The sequence below is a fragment of the Rhizobium sp. BK377 genome (assembly GCF_014193935.1).
In the GTDB taxonomy this organism is placed as follows: domain Bacteria; phylum Pseudomonadota; class Alphaproteobacteria; order Rhizobiales; family Rhizobiaceae; genus Rhizobium.
On the sequence record NZ_JACIAC010000003.1, the window covers coordinates 330,912 to 350,624 of the forward strand.

Sequence of the window (19,713 nt, forward strand, 5' to 3'; positions counted from 1 at the left end):
GACATGAGATCGACGGTCTATGGTATCGAATCCTTGGCGGGCATCAGCCTGGATGCTGGTACTCGTCTTACTTTAACAGACGGACCGCTTCAGCTCGGATGGAAGCATTCAGGAATGACCTCTGACTTCATAGCGGAAGTCATGTCTCTTCCATACTCCCGGTCAAGAAAAGACTATGTGCTGGCGCATCACGACATTGGATATCTCAGCAATGAACTCATAGAAAATGCCATCAAGTTTCGACAGGCCGGTGAAATCCTTGTCGAAGCCAGCATATTCGACGAACTTTTTTTCATAAGAGTGAAGAACCTGATCGATGGCGCCGCCTCGATGCGCTTTGAGCAGCTGCTGGATCACATCCAATCGAAAAACGCAGAAGAACTGCTTCTCGAGCAGATCGAAATCAATGCAATGTCGGCGGGAAGCGGTTCGGGTCTGGGTTTGCTTACCCTTCTCAGCGACTATAGTGCAAAAATGGCATGGGCATTCGATGAGGATGATGACCAGCATATCATACTGACGACGACTGCGGCCGTGGCGATGCCGCCCTCCTCCAATTTGTGAGCGAAGAATGGAAATCAGCGACGAAAACTTCCGCGTGTGGACGGAACAAAACGAGGTGTATTTCGATGGCGTGTTCCGGCTGGCAGGTCCGGACGCCTATGCGCCGATCCACTCATTGATATCAAGCGTCCTCCATGAGGAGCACAAGCAGGTGACGTTCAACCTGACCGGTCTGGAATTTCTCAATTCCTCCGGCATAAATCTCCTGGCAAAGCTGACAATCGAAGCCAGGAAGATGAACGACCTTCTGCTTGTTATCAAAGGCACGCATCAATATCCGTGGCAGGCCAAATCTCTTCCGAATCTAAAAAAGTTACATCCGCTTCTCGATTTGCGATTGGCGTGATCGCCTTTGATCGTTCCAAATGCTTCGGGAGGTCGGCAAGCATCGGCCGCTTCATCCTCAAGAGCTTTATTACTGCTTCCGGCCCTGGTCAGTTGCAGGCGGTACTGCTCACACCTTGACCATGATGCTTTCTACCGTTTTGAGGACTGCCGCAGTGAGGGGGACGTCCGCTTCGCGCCAACAGCATGTGTAATCGGGGAGTCCCACCAGGGGCGAGCTCCCACTACTATCTCGGCTTAGCCGAGATGAAGGGAGACGACGATGTTTTATGCTGCTTTGGACGTGTCGCTGCGCTCAGTGGCGATCTGCATCATTGACCAGGATGGAAAGGTTCGATTTGAGCGATCCGTCCCATCTGAAGGCCTGGGGCGTGCGGCTGATGAAGACCAAGGGCCGCCGGAGAGCTATCGTCGCTGTCGCTCGCAAGATTGCCGTCGTGCTGCACCGCATGTGGATCAACGGCACAGAGTTCCGGTTCGGATCGGAGGCCTCAGTATGAACTGATATAGCCTTCGAATTTGATCCTGGCCGGATCGTCCCATGCGGACGACGGGATGGAAGAAGCCGTTAATGACTGCTGCGCTTCGAGCGCGTCCAAAAGCGAGGCTCTCCAGACCCTGATCCCATGCATGCGTGCAGCGGCTCCAAACGCAAGGGAGCCAACAGACTGCGAAGAGAAGCGTGACCCGCGTGAACGATCAGGCCACCGAAGATCAGAAATGAGCTTGACCCCAATGCCCGATTAGAGAAGCGGTCATTGGTGGCCAGCATCGCAAACAAATGAATCCGAGAGGTAACGGCCGCCGGGCGTCGGTCGACCTCGATGCGCCGTATCGCGTTCTCTTTGGGAGCTTTGTAACGATTTTTGGGATCGTTGTATTAAAGCACCTGAAGCCGCCGTGTCGATTTCGGCCGATCCCCTTCGACTAAGACGGAGCGCCGTAAGCCAGTCAAAGGAAGACAAGGATGGCCGCCATTGAGCATTGCGAACACGTCGAACTACAGTCGCAGCACCTTAGTGTCGTACGCACCTTGCAAGCCGTCTGGAGGCTGCTGAAACTTCAGCGAAGGTACCGCAGAAGCCTGAGCGAACTTTCGCGGCTTGACTCTCGCCTGCTCCGTGACATCGGCCTGGAGCCACCAGAGATCTCCACCGAAGTCGGAGAATGGCTTCCTCTCGGCGCAAACAATCAGAGGGCAGGAGCCGGAAGCCGCCCTCCCATGCGGCAGGTGGCGGCGACGACTGACCCGCCGGCATGAGTTGTATTTGCCTTCAGCTGCGCTGCTTCATCCGCCCCTCTTTCCGTAGTCGGCGCATGACGGCGCCGGCCATACGGAATGCAGTCGTACTGACGTATCCTCATCGGAACATGCGTCTCAAGGTTTGATAGGTAGGAGGTCACCTCTATCCGCTCGCTCAAGCGCCGCTGGAGATCCAAGAATGACGAACAAGCAAAGCGAAGCGAACAAGAGGCACTCCGAAGGACTGGTCACCCAGCGCAGTTGCAGCTCTCACCAGATAAGCAGAACCGTCAGAATCTTTTTGCTCTTTGTCGAATCGCGATCTTCAAATGCGACTAACATCGACAACACCATGGAGAACCTGATGCGCTACCTTTGTCTCTTCTACATCGATCAAACTCTTGCCGATGCCGCTAGCAAGGAGGAATGGGCCGAGATTGACCGCGAGTCCCTAGCTTCCAATGAAGAGCTCAAACGCTCAGGCCACTATCTCGCCTCCAATGCTCTTGCGGATCCAAAGACCGCAAAGACATTGCGCGTTCGCGCCGGCAAGACAAGTTGGAGCGACGGCCCCTTCGCAGAGACTAAGGAGCATCTGGGTGGCTTCCTGCTCATCGAAGCGAAGGACCTTGCGGAGGCAATGGAGATCGCGGAGCGGGACTCGCTCGCCCGGATGGGGGCGATCGAGATACGGGAGACCGCCGGCTTTTAGATTTGAAGTGCCGGGCCACCTCCGCCGGCCCGGCCATATCGCTCGGCGTGCTGATTAGGTCATGCGAAGAGACGCCGCTGCGGTGTGGCTGGATCGTCGCGGCCGGATACCAGTCCGGCTCCCCCAGGCGCTTCAGCCGGTCAGCTAGAATGTTCAAGATATGCTCTCCCTGGACTGGGTCAGCAGCTTGCGGAAGTGACGATGCCGAACATCGAGCGCGGATGACGATCAGGCTCCAGCGCTTCCCGAGGACGACCTTGAGGCGGTGTGCGCGGACTTACGGTTCGGATCGGTGGGGAGACTGGAGTTTCCGGGCCTGACTCGGCGCGAAGCTGATCGATCTTAGTTTCATTGATGCCTATCGACGCCGCCTCTATCCCATCTGGTGGGCCGCGGCATCTATTCTTCGCCTGACCTGCCACGAGAACAGCCGACGGTCCCCGGTCCCTTCACAAGGGGATTATTGCAAGCAATCGGCCTACCCCTTTTTTGGTAAGTCGAAGCCTATTCTGTGAAGTTGAACGCGATGCAACTTATGGCAACATAAACCCCTGTCACTCGTTTCAAAGGGCACCATCATGCCATCCATGGAAGATCCGAAACTGCCACGCAATACGGCGCGCAGACATTTCCTAGGTGTTGCCGCTGCCGCCAGTGCTCGGCTTGCCGTCGTGGCGGCCTTGGCGACGGCAGTTTCCAAGTCTCCCGCAAGCGCGATGGGGCGGCGCTGGGGGCGGGGCAACTCCGGTGGAGGCAAGAATGGCTCCGGTGGACACGGAGGTCCCGGTGGACACGGCGGCCCTGGTGGTGGAGGAGGTAGCGCGCAGTGCTTCCTGCGCGGAACGGCGATTCTCACGGATTGTGGTGAAAAGCCCGTCGAGGATCTGCGCGCCGGCGATCACGTTGTCCTTCCCGACGGAAGCGCCCGTCCGATCAAGTGGGTCGGCCGCCAAGTCTTCAAGAAGACCGGCGCGCGCTGGCACGAGGGTGTCGTACCGATCCGGATTTCCCGCCACGCGCTGGATAGCCGCACGCCACATTCCGATCTCTACCTGTCGCCCGGCCACGCGCTGTTTCTGAATGGCGTTCTCATCCGCGTGAAGGACCTCGTCAACGGCACGACAATCGCCCCTGTCATTCCAACCAACGACATGTCGATCGAATATTATGCCGTCCTGCTCAATACGCATGAGATCATTCTTGCCGAGGGCGCTGCGGCTGAAACCTTCCATCTCTTGCAGGGCAATCACGAGAACTTCTCCAATTTTGCGGAGTACAAGCGTCTCTATCCCGATGAACCCACAGTGATGACATCCTTTGCGCCGGTGCTAGGCGAGGAAGGGGGATGGAAGCATTTGAAAGCGCTTCTCCTGCTTGGCGCTTCGCCATTGGTGCCGATGCGCGATCCCTTCGGGGATGCCTGTGAAAGGATAGACGCGCAAGCCAAGGAGCTCGCTCTGACAAGACGCTGATCTGCCATAGCAGGGTGCGCTGTTCTTGTGGGTCATGCGCGACGACGCCGCTTTTGAGGCGTCGTGGCTTGCGAAGCGACATTCGCGCTTTTGCTTCAGCGTGCGAATGCCTCGAAAGGGTTAAATTCTGTGAGTTGTCGGACCAGATTCTCGCCCGCGCCTGCGGCTCTGAGCGATGGCAGAAGGCTCTCGACAAGATGCGTGTAAGGTCTCGGGATTCCACCACTGGGTTGTGCCGGATCATACCAGCCAAGGTCATGGCTTATGAGTAATTTCTCGCCCAGCCCGCTTTCGAGGGCGCGCATTACCATCGAGACCAACTCCTCGTCAGGCGCCCTTCCGACATGGTCGTATTCGATCCACGCACCGCGCTCCGCCAGTGCCCGGTGAAGCCCGAAGTCCCTTTCCTCCTGCGTGTGAATGGATATGAACCGCTCTGGTGCGCATCCCTCTGACTGAAGGATGTCCAGCTGCTCCATCACAACCCTTCCCCGGATCGTATGCGAGCCGATCACCGCATTGGTCCGAACGGATGCTCTTGCCGCTGCGCGGAGGATACGAGCTTCAAGCGGCGTAATCCCATCGTCGCCGGCGCTGAGCTTGATCCATCCCGCCAGCACACCGGTATCCTCGATTCCTTCAGTAAGCTCACTTACCATCCATCGTTCAAGATCGCTCTCATCAGCCTCGGCTACCCAAGCGGGTATCCAGGGTTCGCGATAGTTGCCGGTCGGGACGACGATCGGAAAGTCGGCTGCTTTCGACACAGCGAGGTCTATGTCAGCACGTCTTCCAACGCCACCCGTCGTACACTCGACGAGCAGCGTAATGCCTTGTCTTTTGATCGCCTCAATCTGCGGGAGCATCACTGCCACAACTGCGTCTATCTCCGCCTCGGCATAGCCGGGCTGGTCAGGCGTTCTCAGATCAACGAAGACATGTTCGTGCGGGAGAATCATGCCGAGTTCGTCGCGGCCCTTCGGTCCAAGAGTTGTATAGATATACTTCATCGTGAAGGCCTCCTCTCGCAACTGCAGAACGGCAGGGCGTTAAATGCATCTATCGATCCATCTGATCGCATCGGCTCTTTACGGAGTGGATACGTCAACCCATTTGGAGAATGTCGCCGCCTGACCGAAATCCTGCCCTTCTCCGTTTCGCAACTGCCAGACTATTCCGTCTTCCATCCAAAAGCGGCTCCCTGATTTCGTAACCCGCAAGCCGCGATAGCCGATCATGAAGCCGTTTTGCGCCACCGCATCAAGCAACGCTTGACGTTCTGACCGTTCACCAGGGCCAGCGGACAACCGGGACTGCAGCTTTACGAATTCGCTCCAGCTATAGCCGAACCGCCTTTGTGCTGCGCCATTGGCATAGACAAAGACGGGATCGGGCGCGGTATTGTGTGCAAGGACCACAAACGGGGCATCGCCGTAGAGCCATTCTGGCCCCCGATCCCTTGCGAGAAGGTCTCTGCCGACAAGGCGCCGGAAACTCCCAGTGAGAAGTTCAAAGAATTCGGGGTCGTTCGGGTTCAATTCGCCGTTCAACTGCATCTCGTTTCCTTCTCCAGCGGCCGCTTCACGGGCTTGTTCCGATCTAGTCGCGGGATATGGCATCGGTGCGGCAATCCGCACCGATGCCAACAGCTTAATCCGGCAGCAGGTAGTTCTTGCGGACATAAGATGGCTTGAAGCCCGCCTTCGTCAGGTTGGCGAAGGAGATATTCGGTTGATCTTCCTGAGGTTGGACCGTTTCCACCGCAAAGAGAGAGACGCCCTGCGCGAGGCCCTCGTTCAACCGAGCATTGATCAGCGCCTTTTGCGCGCCGCGGTTCCGGTACTCAGCAGATGTCGTTCCGCCGCCTAGCCAGGCGCGTCCGTCTTCTATGAACATCGCCCCGGTACCGATCGCCGTCCCTTCCAATTCCGCAATGAAGCAGGCCCAGCCTTTCTTGCCGATCAGGCATGACCACAGGGGCTCAAGCTCCGCCGGGAAACCAAAGCCTGCACATGTCAGCTTGCCGAAAATCGGCGCGTCATCGATACCGGCCAGGCGGGCGCGTACAGGTCCTTCGATTGCAAGCGGAGCGGATGGGGCAGGCCGTGTGAGTTTTACCCAGGCACCGTTTTCGACCAGCCCCTGATCCTGTATCCAGCCACGCAGCTCATTGGCGGCAGAGGTTTCGCGGATCTGGACATGCCGCCTGCCTGTTTTGGTCTTCATCCATTCAAATGCGAGATTGAGTTCGTCTCTTTCATTCAAAGCAAGAATGCGATTGAGCCCGACGGCAGGAGCCGTGGGCAGCGAAATGGCGCAGCCGGTGCCCACCGGCATGCAGGTAAATTCGACGCTGTCTTTAAAGGGCTGCGGAGTAATCCTAGCCATATCAACGAAAGCCTTGGCCTCGATCACTTCCTCCCAGGCAATTCTGTCCTCTGAAATGCTCAATTTGTTTCCTCTTTCAAATGACGGGCCGCGCCAGCCGCTGCGCAGCCCTGGCGGATTTTCCCGTCCCCTTCAGGAGCGCTATCGCAGGCGTCGAGATAGCCCGCATCGCACCCATCAATATAGTCTGCGGCTGGTTAAAAGAGGTTAAGAGCAACCATGGAGAGTGTAGCCGGCCTGTTCGATTGCGCTGCAGACGGTTGCGGCAATCGTCGCGCGCTCGTCGTCCGTCAGAAATAGATCGACATGACCAGATCCTGGTCGAAATCACCAAAGCCCTTGCCGAAGAGGTTCATACCACCTGGATTGTCGGCCTTTTCGTCGATGCCGATGCGGAAGCGGATCGAGTGATGGTCGGGGATACCGAGCGAGGTGATGGTCTGGGTCGAGACCATGGCGCCGTCGATCCAGGTGCCGGTCTCGTCGATCGTCCAGGTCTTAAGCTTGCCATATTGCGAGCCCGACAGCTTCCACCAAGACGGTGAATACATGCCGCGGCGATCGCCGTAATCACCGGGCGAGGTCCAGTGCCCTGCCTTGATGCCATTAACCCAGATCGAAATGTCGGACGGCCAATTGGCATTCGTGGCCGGCGTCTCGGAACTCAGCTCGGCCGAGAATTCCACCTTGCGGATTTTCTTGCCGGAAACCTTGGCATTGTTGGGAAACTTGTATTCGACATAACCGCGGGTGAACCAGAGCAATCCCGCCTGCATGCGCTGCGGATCGAGGAAGACCTCCTGCACATCGAGCATGCCGATGACGTTGTTGACCGAACAGAGGCCGCAGGGCGCCCCCACGTCGAATTCGGTAAAGAGGCCGATCGGCATGCTGACAGTGACCACGTCCTCGCTCGCCTTGGTGCCGTTGGTATCGAAGCGGATCAGGATTTCGTCATAGATGCTGGAGCAGACCTTCTGATTGCCCTTCGTCGCCTTCATCGTCTGGGTCTGGATGAGGCCCGCCTGCTCGAGTGATTTCAGATTGGTCGCCGTCGTCGATTGCGGCAAACGCATCTGCGCCGCAATGTCGTTGACATTCAGCGGCCCTTTCTGGCGCAGCAGGTTGAGGATTTCGATGCGCGTCGGGGAACCGAGAGCCTGGACGACGTCAACGTCCCGCATCGGATCGACGGTTAGAAGTTTCGTCTCCATACTTTAATACTGGTTCTCCAGTCTTTCTTGCTCGTTTCAGCTGATATCACGGCGTCATATGCAATGTCGCCGCTCTTTTTCCTAAGCGCCGGTCCGCGCCTCGGGAGAGCTCTCGCGGACCGGCTGGGCCTTCTCACCTCGGCCCGGAAGCAATCCCTCATGCACTCATCCCTTGATGCCCGATGAGAGCATCAGGGCCTGGGTGACGCGCTTTTGGAACAGGAGATAGGCGACTGCGACCGGCATCGCCGCAAGGATGGCGACCGCCATGTCGCGCGCGTATTTGACGCCGAATGCGTCCCTCGTCTGAGTAATGCCGACGGTGATCGTCATCATATCGTCGGAGTTGGTCACGAGGAACGGCCAGAGGAAGGCATTCCACGCCATGATGTAGGTGATGATGGCAAGTGCGGTGGTAATGCCCCAGTTCAGCGGCAGATAGAGCTTGAACAGGATCTGGAATTCGCCGCAGCCATCGAGCTTGGCCGCCTCGCGCAGTTCCTTCGGCACGGAATCGAAGAACTGCTTGTAGACGATGACGATGACGGGAACGATCAGCTGCGGCAGGATGATGCCGCCCCAGGTATTGATCAGGTTCAGCTTGTGCATCAGCACGAATTGCGAAATGACGAGCGCCTGTGAGGGCACCATGAAGCTCGCCAGGATGATGCCGTAGAGAAGTTTGCGGCCGGGAAAGACGATCTGCGACAGCGCATAGGCGCACATGACGCTGATCAGGATGACGACCACAGTCACCGTCACCGAGGTGACGACGGAATTCAGATACCAGGTCGACAGCTTCGTCTCGAAGAGCGCGTAATAATAGCCAGAAAAATTCAGGACGTCAGGAATGAGGGTCGTCTTGTTGACGACGTCCTGTTCCGGCTTAATGGATGTGACGATCGCCCAATAGATCGGGAAGGCCCAGGTGCAGGCGATCACCAACGTGAGGATCAGAAGCAGCGCGTTGCCGATTGTCTTGCCGGGCATCTCAGCGCTCCCTCACACGCAACAGCTGATATTGCAGCACCGAGACGACGACGATGATGACGAACAGGATCACCGCGACTGCGGAGCCGAGACCGCCATGGTTCGATCGGAAGGCCTCGCGATAGACGAGCTGCAAGAGAACATAGGTGGAATTGAACGGCCCACCCTCGGTCAGGAGATAGACCTGATCAAAGATCTTGAGCTGCAGGATGAGCTGTAGTGTCAGCACCAGCGCGGTCACCGGCCAGATCAGCGGCCAGGTGATGCGCTTGAAGCATTGCCAGCGCGTCGCGCCATCAAGCATCGCCGCCTCGTAATAGTCATGGGGAATGTTGCGCAAGCCGGCGATGAAGAGCAGCAGGTTGAAGCCGTTGGTCCACCAGACCGTCACGAGCGCCACCATGGGCATGGCCCAGACCGGATCGCGGAAGACACTGACCCGTGAGCCGGTGAAGGCCTCGATGATGAACTGCGCGATTCCGAACTGCTGGTCGAGAACCCATTTCCAGATCTGGGTGACAACGGAAACCGGAAGAATATAGGGGATGAAAAAGAGCACGAGCACCAGGCTCTGCATCCAGCCTTTCAGGCGCACGACCATCAGCGCCAGCCCGAGGCCGATCAGCGTGTTCGGAATGACCGTCAACACGACGAAATAGCCGGTGTTCCAGACCGAGGTATAGAAGAGCTTCTGGTGGAAGAGCCTCACATAATTGTCGAAGCCCACCCACTGGCCCTCGCCGACGAGGGGGGCATCGGTAAAGCTCAAGGCGAACATCTTGTAGACCGGATAGGCAAAGACGATCGCATAGGCGATCAGGAACGGTGCGATCATGACGATCGCCGTCAGCGTCTTGCGTCGCTTTTCAGTGTTGACCACAGATCATCTCCCTGGACGAAGGGCTGGCCGGAGGCGTGCTCCGGCCAGTGTCTTCTTACTTCTGGCTTTCCAGCTCTTCGCGCATCTGGTCAATCGCATCTTCCGGATCGAGCTGACCGTTGAGTGCGGGAACCACGAAGTTCTGGGTGGCCTCGTAAATCGGGCCGGCGACGCCTGCGAGCTTGGAAACCGGGTCGAAGACGGCCGTATTGGCAAGCTTCGCATAGGTGGCGTTCGGCTGCATTTCCTTAAATTCCTTGCTGTCCGTCACCGGCTTGTAGGCAGGGATGTGGCCCGCACTTGCCCAGGAGATCGAGTGCTCGTTCATCCAGGCGATGATCTGCAGCACGGCCTTCAGCTTTTCCGGCGTGATCGGCTTGCTCTCGCTGTTGGGAACAGCAAAGGAATGCGAATCCGCCCATGTGGCCTGCGTTCCCATAAGGTTGGGGATTTCGATAGCGCCCCATTCGAAGCCAAGCTCGCCCTTCTTGGCGAGATCAGTCATCGTCGGCACTTCCCATACGCCGTTGATGTGCATCGCAGCCTTGCCCGAGGTGAAAAGCGCAATCGAGGCTTCATAGGAGATCAGCTTCGGCGAGTAGCCCGAAGAGACCCAGTTCGCCATGGTCTTCAGCGCCTTTACGCCGGCATCGCCGGGCAGGATCTGGTCACCATCGATGAACTTAGCGCCCTGCTGGGAGAGCAGCGTATAGAAGACGCGCCACATGGAGCCGCCTTCATCCGTGTGCAGCGACAGCGGATATTCCACCTTGCCGGTCGCCTTGATCTTGTCGAGCGCGGCATTGAAATTGTCGAGACCGTCGAGACCCTTCGGCAGACCATCGTCGCCGAGCAGACCGGCTTCCTTAAGGATGGTCTTGTTGTAATAGAGAACGATCGAATGGACATCGAAGGGAATGCCGTAGACCTTGTTGTCGAAGGTCGCCTGCTTCCAGGCCGCATCGACATAATTTTCCTTCTTGATGCCGGCGGAGGCCAGTTCTTCATCGGTAAAGGGGCGCAGGATGCCGGTTGGAACAGCCAGCGGATAGCGCGACATGTGATAGGTCATGATGTCGGGCTGCTGGCCGACGGCAGCTGAGGTTTGCACCTTGGTGTAAAAGGGCACGCCCCATTCGAGCGTCGTGGCATTGATCTTGATATCGGGATGGGTATCGTTGAATTCCTTGATGAGCGCCTTCATGCGAACGCCGTCGCCGCCGCTCAAAAAATCCCACCAGGTAATGTCAGTCTGTGCGAATGCGGCTGCCGAGGGCAGCAATGCGATGGCCGCCGAAACGGCGAGTTTTACAAGCTTTCTCACGTTTGTTCCTCCTCTAAAGCATGGGTTGGGCCACCCCGGTGGCTTCTGTCGCGGACCTCCTCCAAAGGCGCACGATCACGTCTCCTGCATTCCTTTCCGGTTTCCGGATTTCAGCTCCGGACCCCGTTCAATCAGCTGAGCCTTCTGCCTTCGGCATCGAAAGCCAGCATTTCAGGCACTCTCAGAGAGAGGCTGATCTTCTCCTTCGGCTGAGGCCTGCTTTCGCGGCACTCGACCGTCATCTCCGCATTGGTTGCGGTCAGCACGTGAAGATATCCGGTGCCGCCAAGCTCCTCCGTAAACTCAGCGGTGACAGGCAGCGTCAAGCCTCCGTCGCCAGCGCTAAGCCCGATATGCTCGGGCCGGACGCCGACATTGATGGCTGAGCCTTGAGCAACTGGCGTGCGCGTCGGCAGCTCGAAAGCCTGACCGGGCGCGTCATCGAGCTCAATGCGGGCGGAGCCTCGGCCAGTGGCAACGACCTTGCCCTTCAGAAAGTTCATGCCTGGCGATCCGATGAAGCCGGCGACGAACATGTTTTGCGGATTGCGATAGAGCTCCAAGGGTGCGCCGACCTGCTGGACGATGCCCTCCTTCAAGACGACGATCTTGTCGGCAAGCGTCATCGCTTCGACCTGGTCATGGGTGACGTAGATCATCGTCGCCCCGATCTGGCGGTGCAGGCGGGCGATTTCCATTCGCATTTTCACGCGCAATTCGGCGTCGAGATTGGAGAGCGGTTCGTCGAACAGGAAGACCCGCGGTTCGCGCACGATGGCGCGGCCGATCGCCACGCGCTGACGCTGGCCGCCCGAAAGCTGGCTCGGCTTATGCTGGAGATAATCGCCAAGGCGAAGGATATCGGCGGCAGCCTTTACCTTCTGCTGGATCTCCGCCTTTGGACGCTTGGCGATCGACAGGCTGAAGGCCATGTTTTCGAAGACGGAAAGATGGGGGTAGAGCGCGTAGGATTGGAAAACCATGGCGACGCCGCGCTTCGACGCCTCCCTGTGCGTGACATCTTCATTCTCAATGCTGATCTGTCCGCCGCTCGTTTCCTCGAGCCCCGCAATCATCCTCAACAGGGTCGATTTTCCGCAGCCGGAAGGGCCGACGAAAACGGCAAACTCGCCCTGCTTGATCTCGATATCGACGCCGTGAATGACCGAAAAGGACCCAAACGACTTCCTGACGTCAGTCAGTTTTATTCCAGACATATATCCTCCCGATAGGCACTCCAGACGGGGCAGCCTCCTCCGCTGCCCGGTGGCGATCAGCTCACGCCGAAGCGACGGAAAGCAGGATGAAGTGATAGGATTTCGCCGGCAGCGAACCGGTGAGCCTGCCTTCGTCGGTGACCTGGAGGCCGGATCCTGCCGTCGGCACGATACGGTTCTGATCCTCGACGGAGTTGCGCGCCTTCAGATCGTCACCCGCCATCGTGTGATGCTGGACGATCTTCGCGCCCTTGAAGCCCTGCAGGGCGACATCGAGATCGATCGCCTCATCAAGGCTTCGGTTGATCGCAAAGAGCGCGATGCTCTTGCCATCCTCCTGCAGCACCGCCGAGAGATCGAGATAGGGAACGTCCTGCGCCACATCGCAATCATAGGTCGGGCCGGAGGCCGAAACCGTCAGTGCCGTGCCGCGGCCGTATTTCGAAGCGAATTGCAGCGGATAGTAGATCGACTGGCGCCAGGCTGGTCCACCCGCCTTGGTCAGGATCGGAGCGATGACGTTGACGAGCTGCGCCATGCAGGCGATCTTGACGCGGTCGGAGCGGCGGATGAAGACGTTGATCAGCGAGGCGACGAAGATCGCATCCTCGAGATTATAGAGCTCTTCGAGCAGCGGCGGCGCTTCCGGCCAGTCCCAGTTCTTATAGCGCTGATCGTCTTCCTTGCGGTCGTGATACCAGACGTTCCATTCGTCGAAGCAGATTTTCACGTCACGCTTCGAGCGCTTCTTCGCCTTGATGTAATCGATGACGCCGCCGATCGTGACGATGTAGCGGTCGAGTTCGATCGCCTTGGCATAGTAATTCAGCGTGTCGTTTTCCTCGTTGCCAAAATATTTGTGCAGCGAGATGTAATCGACGCTGTCATAGCTCGCGTCGAGAACCTGTGCCTCCCATTCGGGATAGGTCTTCATCTTGTCGTTCGACGAGCCGCAGACCACTGTTTCGAGCGTCTTGTCGAAATATTTGAAGGCCTTGCTGACTTCATTGGCAAGCAGACCATATTCCGTCGCGGTCTTGTGACCGACCTGCCAAGGGCCGTCCATCTCGTTGCCGAGGCACCAGATGCGGACATTGTGCGGGTCCTTGTAGCCGTGCTTGGCGCGCAGGTCGCTCCAGTAGGTGCCGCCCGGATGGTTGCAATATTCGAGGAAATTGCGGGCGTCGTTCAGGCCACGCGAACCGAGGTTCATGGCGAGCATCATCTCGGTCTTGGCGAGTTTCGACCAGTCGGCGAATTCGTTGACGCCCATCTGGTTGGTCTCGCGGGTCCGCCAGGCGAGATCGAGACGCGTCGGCCGCTGGTCGCGTGGGCCGATGCCGTCTTCCCAATGATAGGCCGAAACGAAATTGCCGCCCGGATACCGCACGATCGGCATATCCAGATCGCGCACCATATCAAGAACGTCGGTACGAAAGCCGTCCTTATCAGCTTTTTCGTGACCCGGCTCATAAATACCGGTATAAACAGCGCGACCCATATGCTCCAGGAAGGAGCCGTAGACGCGCTTGTCGACGGTCGAGATGGTGAATTCCCTGTTCAGGGTCGCTTTAGCCCGCATTGATGTTCCTCGTTTATTGATCTGATTTTCGGGCAAGCTATTATGGGAATTTTTATTAATCAAGCATTTTGTTTTGTATCAAAAAATCAGTTTTATTATGACGCAAGGCGACCGAAATCTATGCAAACCGGGGATTCGGGCCTAGTCGCCGGTCTCCGCCGGGTCGTGAAAGCGACGATTAACCAACCAATCTCTTGCGCGGGAACAAATTCCGCTCCGTAACGTTTTGGGGCTCGCGACAGGAGGAGGAAAAACAGATGCCAAATGGCCAATGGAGCGAGCCGGTCGAAATCGAGTTCGACAACGCCGGATCCCGGACCGTCAAAGGCCCGTTCGACGCACTCATCTATCTCCACGACATGTGGCCGCGGCGAACGGGAGCGAAATTCGTCAAAGCAAGCAATGCCTGCAAGGGCGCCGTTGAAGGACGCGTTAGTCTGGAAACGGCAAGGGAAGATTTTCTCGCAGCGGCAGCAGAAGCGAGACTGAACACACATTGAGCCCGAGGGGCGGACGTGCACATGCGGCGTCCGCTCATATCATATTTCTGAGAAAGGAGGCGGCATGCGCGCCTTGCTGGTATCGTTGCTGACCCTGGCCGTGGCCGCCGGTTCGACAGGCCCTGCCGTATCTGCGGACATGATCCAGGGTTATGAACGACCCCATGTCGCCAAGCATCGACCGAAGCCGGTCGTTCGGGCACGCTATGTACAGCGCCGACATCTCGATTGCACGGATATGATTGTCGAATACCGATACATTCCGCGCACGGATTTCGTGACGGTATGCCATCATATCTAAGGCCTGCCGGACCGACCAAGGCTAGGCCAGATCGGATGGTGCCCTGGCTGCGATGCCACTGTAATCCACCGCAGGTCGGGGCGTCGCTTATAACCATCTGCATCGGACCTGCATCTCCGGCACCGGACGAAGCCCGATTGGACTGATCCATGTGAGGCTGAGCGCCGAAGCAAAGCTGCGACTTGGACAATTGGAGCAATCCGTCGAGCAGATCGGCTTCGGACTCGGCTTTCGCGATGCCGGCTATTTCAGCCGCTTCTTCAACAGCCACTTCGGCGAACCGCCCGGCGCCTAGCGGCGCAACATCGCAGCACAGTCGCAGAAAGACCTCGCTTCATCCTTTGCCGCTTGGCCGTGAGGCACTCGCAATTGAGGCGACGGCCATTCAGAACGTCCGCAACTCACGCGTCAGCGTCTGGAGTTGCTTGAAGCCCTCGTAGCGCTTTGCGTGAAGATCAGCGATCGCACCTTGCGCCGGCTCATAGGTCTTTTCAACGGCCGAGAGTTTCGTCATCGCCGCGCGCATATCGCTAAACAGCCCGTCCGCGACGGCGCCGAGGATGGCCGCGCCCAAAAGGACAGGTTCCTCGGCCTTCGTCGCGATCACCGGCTTGCCGCTCGCATCGGCAAGCATCTGACGGACGAAGTCATGCTGGCCGGCGCCGCCGCTGATCACGACGTTCTCGATGGTAACGCCGGCATCGGCTTGCGTGTTGATGATTTGTCTCAGGCCATAACCGATGCCGCAAAGACCGGCGATGTAGAGTGCGACCAGACTGTCGATATCCCTCTCCATGTCGAGACCGGCAATCACTGCGCGGGCGTGCGGATCGGCAAACGGCGCGCGATTGCCGAGGAATTCGGGAACGACATGCAGGCCTGCGACGAGTTTGACGACATCGGAAGAGTGCTGCGCCTTTTGCGCGGCCATGTCAGCCAGAAGGACCGGCAGCGGAATGCCGTTGCGCTTCGACAATTCCCTGGCCTCGGCGGCAGCCGGATGGAAGGAAAGCAGCTGATCGATCGCCGCACCTGCAGCACTCTGGCCGCCCTCATTCAACCACATGCCCGGCACCATGGCTGAATAATAGGGACCCCAGACGCCGGGCACAAAAGCCGGTTTCGATGTCGATGTCATCGTGCAGGACGATGTGCCGAAAACATAACCGAGATTTGCCTGCGGACCGGTGCCGATGCCAACCGTTCCGATGCCACCAGCATGGGCATCGATCAGCCCCGCAGCGACAGCCGTTCCCGGAACGAGGCCGAGTTCACCGGCGGCAGCCGCTGTCAGGCCCTGCCCGAGCGGCGAGCCGGGCTCGGCGATCGACTGGCCGATGCGGGTAAAACCTTCGTCGGCCAATACGCCGAGGCCGATCTCATGAAAGTAGGTCGCATCCCAGCGTTTCTCGTGGGCGAGATAGGTCCATTTGCAGGTGACCGTACAGGTCGAGCGCGACAGGTCGCCGCTTGCCCGCCAGGTCAGGAAATCCGCGAGGTCGAAGAACTGCCAGGCGGCATCGAAAACCTGCGGCCGGTTTTCCTTCAGCCAAAGCAGCTTCGGCGTTTCCATCTCGGGTGAGATACGACCACCGACATAATGTAGCACCTCGTGGCCGAGCGCGTTGATACGCTCTGCCTGCGGGACGGCACGATGATCCATCCAGACAATGATGTCCCGGTTCGGATCCTCCGAGGGACCAACGGGCAGCGACCCGCCGCCCTTGCCGAGCACAACCAGCGAGCAGGTGGCGTCGAAACCCAGGCCCGCAACCGAAGCCGGATCGATACCACTTGTGGCGACGATCTCGCGAACGACGGCGCAGACCGCTGCCCAGATTTCGGTGCTCGACTGCTCGACGATCGAACCGGTCTCGTGAAAGAGCGTGATATCCCGCTTGGCGGATGCGAGCATCAGCCCATTAAGGTCGAAGAGGCCCGCACGGGCGCTGCCTGTGCCGACGTCGACGCCGATAACATGTTTGGCACCCGCTGATGGCGCGCGTGAAGTGTCGCTCATGATCTCTCGTTTCAAATCGGCAGTTTCAAGTTCTAGAACAATCCGGAACCGGACCTGTCAACCTCAGAGGTCGACACTGTTCGGCAGGATCACCAGATCGCGGACGGTGACATTGCGCGGCCGTGACAGCATGAAGAGCACCGCCTCGGCCACTTCCTTCGGCTGCATCAGGCTGCCATTGGCCAGCGCCTCTTCCATCTTGGCTTTCGGCCAGTCATCCAACAGCGCGGTTACGACTGGTCCCGGCAGCACTGCGCCGACACGCACGCCATGCGGGGCGACCTGCCGGCGGGTCGAGTGGACGAAGGCCTGGACGGCAAATTTCGACGCCGTATAGATCGGCTCCCAGACGACGGGCACGACACCGGCGATCGAACTCGTGAACAGGATATCGCCGGACTGCTGCGCAATCATATGCGGCAGCACCGCGTGGACCGAGCGAAAGGCCGCATTGATATTGAGGTTGAGCATCCGATCCCAGGCATCGGGATCGCCCTCGGCAACCGGGCCGCCGATATAGGCGCCGGCATTGGCGTGGAAGATGTCGAGCCGGCCGGCCAATTCCAGAATGCGCGGCAGCATGCCGGAGACCTGCGGGCCGTCGAGAAGATCGACGACGAGCGGCAGAGCGCCCTCACCAATCTCGCTGCAGAGAGACTCGAGCTTGTCCTTGGCACGATCGACGAGGACGACGGTTGCGCCTTCGGCATGCAGCGTGCGAGCGCATTCCAGCCCGATGCCCGACGCCGCACCGGTGATGGCGGCAACCTTGCCTTTCATGAGATCAGTCATGCAAATACTCCTTGAGATGCGTAATCAGGCGCGGCCGTGGCTGACACGGGACCGGCGAGCAAGCGAATCGACGATGACGGCAATTGCCAGAACGGCACCCGTGATCATGTAGCGCAGCGACGAGCTGAGATTGAGCAGCGTAAGCCCGTTGGAAATCGCCTGGATGACGATGATTCCAAGCAGGGCTGAATAGGCGCTGCCGCGGCCGCCGAACAGGCTGGTGCCGCCGATGACCGCCGCCGCGATCGCGTTGAGGTTCACGTCCCCCGTGCCTGCCTGCTGGCTGGAAGAGGCAAGCCGCGAGGCCGACAGGATGCCGCCGATCGTGGCAAGCGTCGAACAGAGCACGAAGGCGCTGAGATAGATGCGGCGCACATTGATGCCGGCGCGGCGAGCCGCCTCGCGATTGCCGCCGACGGCAAACATCGAGCGTCCCCACTTCGTTCGGGTCAGCGCATAGTTCAGGATGACGGCGATGGCGACGAAGAGGCCGAACATCCACGGCACGCCACGGCCGAGATTGAGATAGTAGACGGCAAATTCCAGCGCGGCGGTGAGCACGATAGCCTTGACCGCGAGAGCGCCGACCGGTGGGGAGGAGAGGTTCGAAGCCTGCCGCTGGCGGCGCTTGCGCATCTCGTTGACGACGAGAATTACGCCCGGCAATAGAGCCAGAACGTAGGATAGCCAGTCGGGCATGACGAGGATCTGACCGAAACGGACAAGCGGCGAAGCGTAAGGCAGATTGATGCTGCCAGTTGGTCCGAGGATATAAAGCTGCATGCCGAGGAGCGCGAGCAAGCCGGCCAGTGTGGCGACGAAGCTTGGCATGCCGAGCCTGTTATAGAGAACCGCGTAGAGCGCGCCGACGATAATGCCGGCAACGATCGCGACAAGGATCGCCAGAGGAATCGGCCAGCCCATGTTGACCCAAAGCACGCCGAGGATGGCAGAGGAAAGGCCGCTCATCGAGCCGACGGAAAGGTCGATTTCGCCGAGCATCAGCACGCAGACGATGCCGAGCGAGATGACGCCGACGGTGGCACAGTCAAACAGCAGGTTGACGAGGTTGTTCGGCGCCAGAAACACCGGATTGAGCAGCGAGAAGACCGTCGAGATGACGATCAGGCCGACGAAAACCGGAAGCATGCCGAGATCGCCCGAGCGTACGCGGTCGAAGAAGGCCTTGACCATGCCCATGATGTTATCGTCGTGGCGGACGCGCTCGTCGCTGCGATCGAGAGCTGCCGGCTGACTGACTGTATCGGACATTTTCTGGCTCATGCGGGCCTCCCGCTGGTTTCGTGGGCAGCACCCGTCTTGCGCTCGATGCGCCGAGAGACGGCGTTTTCGGTGGCGCCGGTAATCGCGGCAACGAGCTCCTGGTTCGACGAATCGGGCGTGAAGACGCCATTGTTGCGCCCCAGGCGCAGCACGACGATGCGGTCCGCCACGGCGCGCACGTCCTCCATATTGTGGCTGATGATGATGACCCCAAGGCCGCGCTCACGGACGCGCTCGATCAGGTTCAGCACCTCCGCAGTCTGGGCGACGCCGAGTGCGGCGGTCGGTTCGTCCAGCATGATGATCTTCGGATCGAGCAACAGCGAACGGGCGATGGCAACCGTCTGCCGTTGGCCGCCGGAAAGCGAGGCGATCGGCTCGCGCACCGAGGGGATGCGGGCGGCAAGTTCCCGGAGCAAAGTCCAGGCGCGCACTTCCATGGCAACCTCGTCGAGGCCCCATGGAGAGATTTCATGGCCGAGGAAAAGATTGGCAACGACGTCGAGGTTTTCGCAGAGCGCGAGATCCTGGAAGACGGTGGCTATGCCGAGTTCCAGCGCCTTGCCGGGGCTGTCGAGCGTGACGTTCTGGCCGCAGAACTCGATCGTTCCGGAAGAGGGCTGGTGCACGCCCGCCAGGACCTTGATCAGAGTCGACTTGCCGGCGCCATTGTCACCGACCAGCGCCACGACTTCGCCGGCCTTCACGTCCAGCTCGATATCGGTCAGCGCCGACACCGCGCCGAAATTTTTGGAAATATTGTTCAACCGGAGGATCGTTTGACCCTTCTCCGGCATATCCTTCACGACCCTGCTCATGGGTGCTGCCTTTCCTGCCATGGGTCATCCGGCCGCGGCGAGCGCGGCCGGAGTTCACTCAAGCGCG

Annotated in this window: 20 protein-coding genes and 2 pseudogenes; 9 read left to right on the forward strand and 13 right to left on the reverse strand. The window is 58.9% G+C overall.

The features are described 5' to 3' along the window. Nucleotides 1-3: 3 nt before the first annotated feature. The 6 genes and pseudogenes from FHT92_RS16140 (at nt 4) to FHT92_RS16165 (ending at nt 4,336) form a co-directional block, all read left to right on the forward strand. Nucleotides 4-564: a slr1658 superfamily regulator gene (locus tag FHT92_RS16140; protein ID WP_183826966.1), complete on the forward strand. Its 561-nt coding sequence runs from the start codon at nt 4-6 to the stop codon at nt 562-564. Nucleotides 565-571: 7 nt separating this feature from the next. Further along, on the forward strand, nt 572-910 hold the full coding sequence (locus tag FHT92_RS16145; protein WP_183826969.1) for a slr1659 superfamily regulator: 339 nt from the start codon (nt 572-574) through the stop codon (nt 908-910). Between the two features lie 349 nt (nt 911-1,259). After that, nucleotides 1,260-1,409, forward strand: a pseudogene (locus FHT92_RS16150) (IS110 family transposase); the annotation flags it as partial. Nucleotides 1,410-1,876: 467 nt separating this feature from the next. Continuing rightward, entirely contained in the window at nt 1,877-2,170 is a 294-nt protein-coding gene (locus FHT92_RS29855; protein WP_183826972.1) for a DUF1127 domain-containing protein, read from the forward strand. 346 nt (nt 2,171-2,516) lie between these two features. Next, a complete protein-coding gene (locus FHT92_RS16160) occupies nt 2,517-2,864 on the forward strand; it encodes a YciI family protein (RefSeq protein WP_183743442.1) in 348 nt (115 codons plus the stop codon). Between the two features lie 578 nt (nt 2,865-3,442). Beyond that, entirely contained in the window at nt 3,443-4,336 is an 894-nt protein-coding gene (locus FHT92_RS16165; protein ID WP_183742410.1) for a Hint domain-containing protein, read from the forward strand. A 95-nt stretch (nt 4,337-4,431) separates the two neighbouring features. Here the strand turns inward: FHT92_RS16165 and FHT92_RS16170 are convergent, their stop codons facing one another. From FHT92_RS16170 to FHT92_RS16210, 9 genes are all read right to left on the reverse strand, one after another. Continuing rightward, complete coding sequence (locus FHT92_RS16170; protein WP_183826975.1) at nt 4,432-5,346, reverse strand: phosphotriesterase; 915 nt, start codon at nt 5,344-5,346, stop codon at nt 4,432-4,434. Between the two features lie 78 nt (nt 5,347-5,424). Beyond that, entirely contained in the window at nt 5,425-5,892 is a 468-nt protein-coding gene (locus FHT92_RS16175; RefSeq protein WP_183826978.1) for an MEKHLA domain-containing protein, read from the reverse strand. 94 nt (nt 5,893-5,986) lie between these two features. Continuing rightward, nucleotides 5,987-6,751, reverse strand: a complete 765-nt coding sequence (locus tag FHT92_RS16180) for a GNAT family N-acetyltransferase (RefSeq protein ID WP_312858767.1) — start codon at nt 6,749-6,751, stop codon at nt 5,987-5,989. A gap of 263 nt (nt 6,752-7,014) precedes the next feature. Continuing rightward, complete coding sequence (locus tag FHT92_RS16185) at nt 7,015-7,938, reverse strand: transcriptional regulator (protein ID WP_183826983.1); 924 nt, start codon at nt 7,936-7,938, stop codon at nt 7,015-7,017. 165 nt (nt 7,939-8,103) lie between these two features. Continuing rightward, nucleotides 8,104-8,928 carry a carbohydrate ABC transporter permease gene (locus FHT92_RS16190; RefSeq protein WP_183742400.1) on the reverse strand — a complete coding sequence of 275 codons (825 nt, stop codon included), beginning with the start codon at nt 8,926-8,928 and terminating at the stop codon, nt 8,104-8,106. A gap of 1 nt (nt 8,929) precedes the next feature. After that, entirely contained in the window at nt 8,930-9,763 is an 834-nt protein-coding gene (locus tag FHT92_RS16195) for a carbohydrate ABC transporter permease (protein ID WP_183743440.1), read from the reverse strand. Between the two features lie 100 nt (nt 9,764-9,863). Continuing rightward, nucleotides 9,864-11,132, reverse strand: a complete 1,269-nt coding sequence (locus FHT92_RS16200) for an ABC transporter substrate-binding protein (protein ID WP_183742398.1) — start codon at nt 11,130-11,132, stop codon at nt 9,864-9,866. 131 nt (nt 11,133-11,263) lie between these two features. After that, a complete protein-coding gene (locus FHT92_RS16205; protein WP_183826986.1) occupies nt 11,264-12,349 on the reverse strand; it encodes an ABC transporter ATP-binding protein in 1,086 nt (361 codons plus the stop codon). A 61-nt stretch (nt 12,350-12,410) separates the two neighbouring features. Further along, nucleotides 12,411-13,931, reverse strand: coding sequence for an alpha-N-arabinofuranosidase (locus FHT92_RS16210; protein ID WP_183826989.1), 1,521 nt, complete (start codon nt 13,929-13,931; stop codon nt 12,411-12,413). 257 nt (nt 13,932-14,188) lie between these two features. Between FHT92_RS16210 and FHT92_RS16215 the strand changes: the two genes are divergently transcribed. From FHT92_RS16215 to FHT92_RS16225, 3 genes and pseudogenes are all read left to right on the forward strand, one after another. Further along, complete coding sequence (locus FHT92_RS16215; protein WP_183742392.1) at nt 14,189-14,431, forward strand: DUF982 domain-containing protein; 243 nt, start codon at nt 14,189-14,191, stop codon at nt 14,429-14,431. A 64-nt stretch (nt 14,432-14,495) separates the two neighbouring features. Then, on the forward strand, nt 14,496-14,732 hold the full coding sequence (locus FHT92_RS16220; protein ID WP_183742390.1) for a hypothetical protein: 237 nt from the start codon (nt 14,496-14,498) through the stop codon (nt 14,730-14,732). A 94-nt stretch (nt 14,733-14,826) separates the two neighbouring features. Beyond that, nucleotides 14,827-15,027 (forward strand): annotated as a pseudogene (locus FHT92_RS16225) (helix-turn-helix domain-containing protein); the annotation flags it as partial. 90 nt (nt 15,028-15,117) lie between these two features. On the opposite strand, the gene FHT92_RS16230 reads toward FHT92_RS16225, so the two are convergent. The 4 genes from FHT92_RS16230 to FHT92_RS16245 all read right to left on the reverse strand — a co-directional run bounded on the left by FHT92_RS16230 (nt 15,118) and on the right by FHT92_RS16245 (nt 19,646). Further along, nucleotides 15,118-16,752 carry an FGGY-family carbohydrate kinase gene (locus FHT92_RS16230; RefSeq protein ID WP_183826991.1) on the reverse strand — a complete coding sequence of 545 codons (1,635 nt, stop codon included), beginning with the start codon at nt 16,750-16,752 and terminating at the stop codon, nt 15,118-15,120. 63 nt (nt 16,753-16,815) lie between these two features. Beyond that, nucleotides 16,816-17,544 (reverse strand): SDR family oxidoreductase, encoded by a 729-nt coding sequence (locus FHT92_RS16235; protein WP_183826994.1) that lies wholly within the window; start codon nt 17,542-17,544, stop codon nt 16,816-16,818. A gap of 24 nt (nt 17,545-17,568) precedes the next feature. Continuing rightward, entirely contained in the window at nt 17,569-18,828 is a 1,260-nt protein-coding gene (locus FHT92_RS16240; protein ID WP_183742385.1) for a sugar ABC transporter permease, read from the reverse strand. Further along, complete coding sequence (locus FHT92_RS16245; protein WP_210278494.1) at nt 18,825-19,646, reverse strand: ATP-binding cassette domain-containing protein; 822 nt, start codon at nt 19,644-19,646, stop codon at nt 18,825-18,827. Before FHT92_RS16245 ends, FHT92_RS16240 begins: the two co-directional genes overlap by 4 nt. Nucleotides 19,647-19,713 lie beyond the last annotated feature (67 nt).